This is a genomic window from Halalkalibacter alkalisediminis, assembly GCF_028610705.1.
In the GTDB taxonomy this organism is placed as follows: Bacteria; Bacillota; Bacilli; order Bacillales; family Bacillaceae_D; genus Halalkalibacter; species Halalkalibacter alkalisediminis.
Genome location: NZ_JAQQWT010000078.1, coordinates 1 through 4,505, shown reverse-complemented (window position 1 = coordinate 4,505; position 4,505 = coordinate 1). Strand labels below are relative to the sequence as shown.

Genomic DNA, 4,505 nt, shown 5'->3' with positions numbered 1-4,505 from the left:
CACCTCCTTTATTTGATACATGTATCGTACCAGGAGGCGCTGCGGGTTCATATGCGTTGTTTGAATGGGGGCTTACCATTTAACTTCTATCTAAACGAAAAACAGATTAGTAAAGAATTAATTAAAGAGATTGAAAACAAATCAATTTCTTTACAAAATAAAGCTTATAATTTAAGGTCTGACATTGAACTTATTGAAAACTCCTTAGCAACGAGAGAATTTCTTGATTTTGACTATATAAAAGAGCTGTTTGATGAGGTAGAAATATATTTTAGTGATCAATTAGAAAAATCATATGAAGAGTTAATAAATTTTAATAAGTCTTTACTTGAAGATAGAAGGGTTCATCTGTCAAAGCTCCTCACTGATAAGAAAGCAGAGCTTAAGATAGTTGATGAAATGCTGAAAGACTTAGGAAAAAAACGTTCAGATATCTTGAGTGTATTACAAGATAACGATGTCATAAATAAATACAAACATTTGAGATCTAACTTAATTGAAAAGGAAAAGAGTATCCAAAGTCTTAAGACACAAAAAGAAATAATTCTACATACAAGAACTGATATTAAAGAATTAAATGAAAAGAAAAAAGAACTTGAAAAAATTAATGAAACAATTGACTCTAATATTGAAAGTGGAAACAAGGTATTAAATGATATACGTTTTTTATTCAAGTCCTATTTTGAAAAAATAACAAGTAAGAATGGAATAATAGATATCTCAACTAATACAACCTCCAATGTTGAGTTTAATGCAGGGATCATCACAGATAGTGGAGCCTTGACCCATGAGGATGAAGGATTTTCATATCGTAAAATGCTCTGTATGTGTTTTGACTTAGCTATTTTAAGTTATTATTCCAATAAAAGTTTCTTTAAATTTCTATATCATGATGGACCTTTTGAGGCATTACATGAGAATCGTAAAGACTCCTATCTTGAATTCATTGAAGATTATTGCAATGAAAATGATGTACAATATATTATTAGTTTAATAGATTCAGATGTCTCCAAGGATAAGTTAAATAACAGAGATATTGTATGTGAGCTTGAACAAAATGAGGGCGGATCCGGCGCTTTGTTTGGGTTCAAGTATTAAGCATCTTTTGGCCCTTAAGGTTTTATGTCTAAGTGTTATTAGTGGACATCAAATATATAAAAATCAGTAGTTTATGTCCGCTAATACTTAACGTAAGATTTGGTTCAGTTGCTACACAGACCCCCTAATACATAAAAAAGAGGGTGATTCCACCAGAGTAGCGACAGGCGAAAGTGTATTTATGCATACACTGGGTATTAAAATCATCATTATCTAATGGAAAATGAAACAGGTTAAGTACTTTTAAAAAATCAGCTTCTTGTAACAATGAAAGGATTAGTAAAAGTAATGAGTAATGAAATAACATAAGCGATCTTGTTATTCTGGTCAGAATGAATAACAAGATCGCTTATTTTCGTTGTAAGGAGTGCGGAAACGATTCGAGGAATGAGGTGCCACATGTGTAAAATCTTCCAGCCAACGTAAGTAGCCTTTTGTTTATTGGAAATACTTTGAGGGGTACTATGCTTAGAAAAAGTAAATATTTGATGTTAGCTATTTTAATGTTAATTCTACTTTCAGCCTGTTCAACTAATGAAACTGTTGAAGAAGAAACTCCTATATTGAGTTCTACGTTCTCTCTACCAGTTACATTTCAAGACGACAATGAAGGTGAATATGTACTACTAGGAGAAAAGGGCAAATTGGCTTTTCAAATCCATTCGAGTGAAAGAGATGAAATAATTGAATTATCTCCAATTTACGCCGAACAACCTGATAAATATATGTGGTATTTATGGGGTGAAGGTTTAAGCAATAAATCATTTAAAGTAATTGGAACGAACACAGAGACAGGAGAAGAATTACTTATCGTTAAAGAGACAGTTTTAGGTAATGAATTAAATGGTGCTGACGCTCATACGCCGAGTTCAATGATGTTTCCTATTTCGGGTGTATGGAAGTTAGATGCTTATGTTGACGAAGAACTGTTTGGAAATATTATGGTTGAAGTCAAATGATGGTTTTCAATATATTGCACAAACGGGAGCTTTAGCAAAAAGTGTATTTTGGGTTTAAACAAACTAAAGAAGAAGCAGGAAATTTATTAGAGAAATTTATGCGAGAGGGGGATATTAATGAATTGGAGCTTGAACATTGGCGTTATTCCAACAATTATTGTTTCACTTCTATTAATAGTCATATACCGACAAAGGGAAGAAAATGAAGACAATTTAGGGTGAAAAATCATAGGATATTATTTGCTTGGAGGCTTTAATCTTTCTTTTAATAACCTCCTACTACTTATTGGCATTGCTATTTATTTTTTATTTTTCAGACCTTCATACAATGGTAAAATCAAAACATATACAGTCTTATTTGGCTTTGTAATGATGCTAATAGGGTATTTTTTAAAATAGTAGAATGGATAAAAAACAATTTATCCAAAGTTGTGCTTGTTCAACAAACAGGTGCAAGAGTTGAAGATCGGACGTGATCGGCAACTCTTTTTTACTAATGTGGCAGTTTTCTTCATAAGATAATAGCTTTTTAATGGTGAAATATAGGTGATATTTTGTTGTTAGGGGGGTTCTATGTACAGGGTAGTTAACACCTTTAAAAGTATGTTCTTAGATTTATTTTCAATGGGTAAAGGTTTTGTTTTTGGGTTTAATGTTTGGATTGTTTAGTGTAATATGTGTTGCTTTAATATATGGTTTTCTCGTTTTGAAAAATCTAATCTTTTAACTGAAGATAAAAAACACAACTAATGGATGCGTTGCGTCAAATGACTGCCTGACCAGCTTCTTTTTTTATTGTCTTAAAAAAGTAGTAGGATTAAAGGCTAATTTCCTAACTGAAGATTTTCTAGCTTGAAACGGTCGTTCGTGCAAATAGCATGAACGCCTTTCTTTTGCCGTCCTAAATAAATGAAAAATTAATATTAAAATAAATGAAACTATTTTTTTATGGGAGTCGTCAAAGTACTGTAAAAAAAGGGAGGAGGTTTATTGTGAATAAAAAAGAAAAAGATATTTTATTAGAAAAGCTGATGGTAGAGTATGGGAATGAACTTTTTCGATTAACTTTTACATATGTAAAAGACAAAGAATTGGCCAAAGACCTTGTTCAAAACACTTTTATAAAATGTTACGAAAATCTTGAAACATTTCGTAATGATTCGAAAATAAAAACATGGCTTTATAGGATTGCTATAAATGAGTGTAAGGATCACTTTAGAAGTTGGCAATATAAGAAGGTTCAGGTAAACAACTTATTAGGGGTTTATAAGGGTTTATCAGTACCGTCTTTCGAAAATAAAATCATTCAGAAATCTAATGCACTTAATATTAAAGAGGTTGTTTTCTCTCTTCCAAAGAAATACAGCGAAATTATTAATCTTTATTATTTTAGTTCTTTAAAAATCGAAGAGATTGCGGATGTGACAGGTCTTCAGGTTAATACAGTTAAAACACGGTTAAGAAGAGCTAAACAAAAGCTGAAAAATAAAGTTGGGGAGGTTGAAATTTATGGGTAAAGACGATTTAGATTTAATTAAAGTAAATAATGACCACGATTTGTTTTTTACAGAGGATGACCGATTGAGAGTCTTTCAAAAAATTAAAGAAAAAGAAGTTAATAAGGGAGATCATAAAAGTGGAAGATGGCAATTTCGAAAAAATTCACAGAAGTTAGTCCTAATTTCCGCGTCTATTTTAGGAGTTATTTTGTTTTCAAGTTTACTCTATTTAAATATTAATCAAAATGCCAATCCTCAGACTGTTCAATCTCCACCTTCAGGAGAAGCTCCTGTTGTTACTCAAGAAGATGAAATACAAGATATAAGGTCCAAAGAGGATGTAGAGAAAAAAGACTTAAGTAATTTAAGTAAAGAGGAGGTACGGGAATTAAAAAAGGACCCTGATCAAGTTGTAAATGCTTTTTTATATTCAATAGAAAATAAAGATTGGAAATTACAATATGAGATGTATATTGAAGAAGACAAAAATAGTTTATTCGAGAACCTTTCTAATCCTCATTGGGCGGAAGAAGGATCATCATATGAAGAGGTAATTAATCTGATTGTTGAAAAAAAGACCAAAAAAGAAGCAGTTTATAAATTTGATGTTATTTCATTAGTTGAAGGGAAAGTAATAGGCAAAGGTGAGGGGGTTACATTAACTTTGTCTCATGAAAATGGAATATGGTCTATTGAATATCCAATTAAAGGTGCTAAATATGTACCGATTGAAACGAGTTTAGAAACTAACGAAGAACGAGATTAGTGACAGACTCCAAAAGTCTTATTCAACGGGGGTAAGAGTTGAAGATCAAGAAGGATTAGCAGCTCTTTTTCTTTATTGAAGTAACGGTGCAGTATTCTTGAAGAAAATACTAATTACTTATTTGTGTTATTATATTATGGAAAATATAATGTATTTTGGTAAAAAGGAGGGTGTCTATGAAGA

At 31.4% G+C, this 4,505-nt stretch carries 4 protein-coding genes; all 4 read left to right on the top strand.

The window, feature by feature from the left end; translation table 11 throughout:
- Positions 1 to 1,098: DUF2326 domain-containing protein (locus PQ474_RS25550; protein ID WP_273848394.1), on the top strand; the 1,098-nt coding region annotated here is incomplete at its 5' end.
- A 464-nt stretch (positions 1,099 to 1,562) separates the two neighbouring features.
- On the top strand, positions 1,563 to 2,057 hold the full coding sequence (locus tag PQ474_RS25545; protein WP_273848393.1) for a hypothetical protein: 495 nt from the start codon (positions 1,563 to 1,565) through the stop codon (positions 2,055 to 2,057).
- Between the two features lie 992 nt (positions 2,058 to 3,049).
- Positions 3,050 to 3,574 carry a sigma-70 family RNA polymerase sigma factor gene (locus PQ474_RS25540; RefSeq protein WP_273848392.1) on the top strand — a complete coding sequence of 175 codons (525 nt, stop codon included), beginning with the start codon at positions 3,050 to 3,052 and terminating at the stop codon, positions 3,572 to 3,574.
- On the top strand, positions 3,567 to 4,322 hold the full coding sequence (locus PQ474_RS25535) for a hypothetical protein (RefSeq protein WP_273848391.1): 756 nt from the start codon (positions 3,567 to 3,569) through the stop codon (positions 4,320 to 4,322). Before PQ474_RS25540 ends, PQ474_RS25535 begins: the two co-directional genes overlap by 8 nt.
- The last annotated feature ends 183 nt before the right edge of the window (positions 4,323 to 4,505 follow it).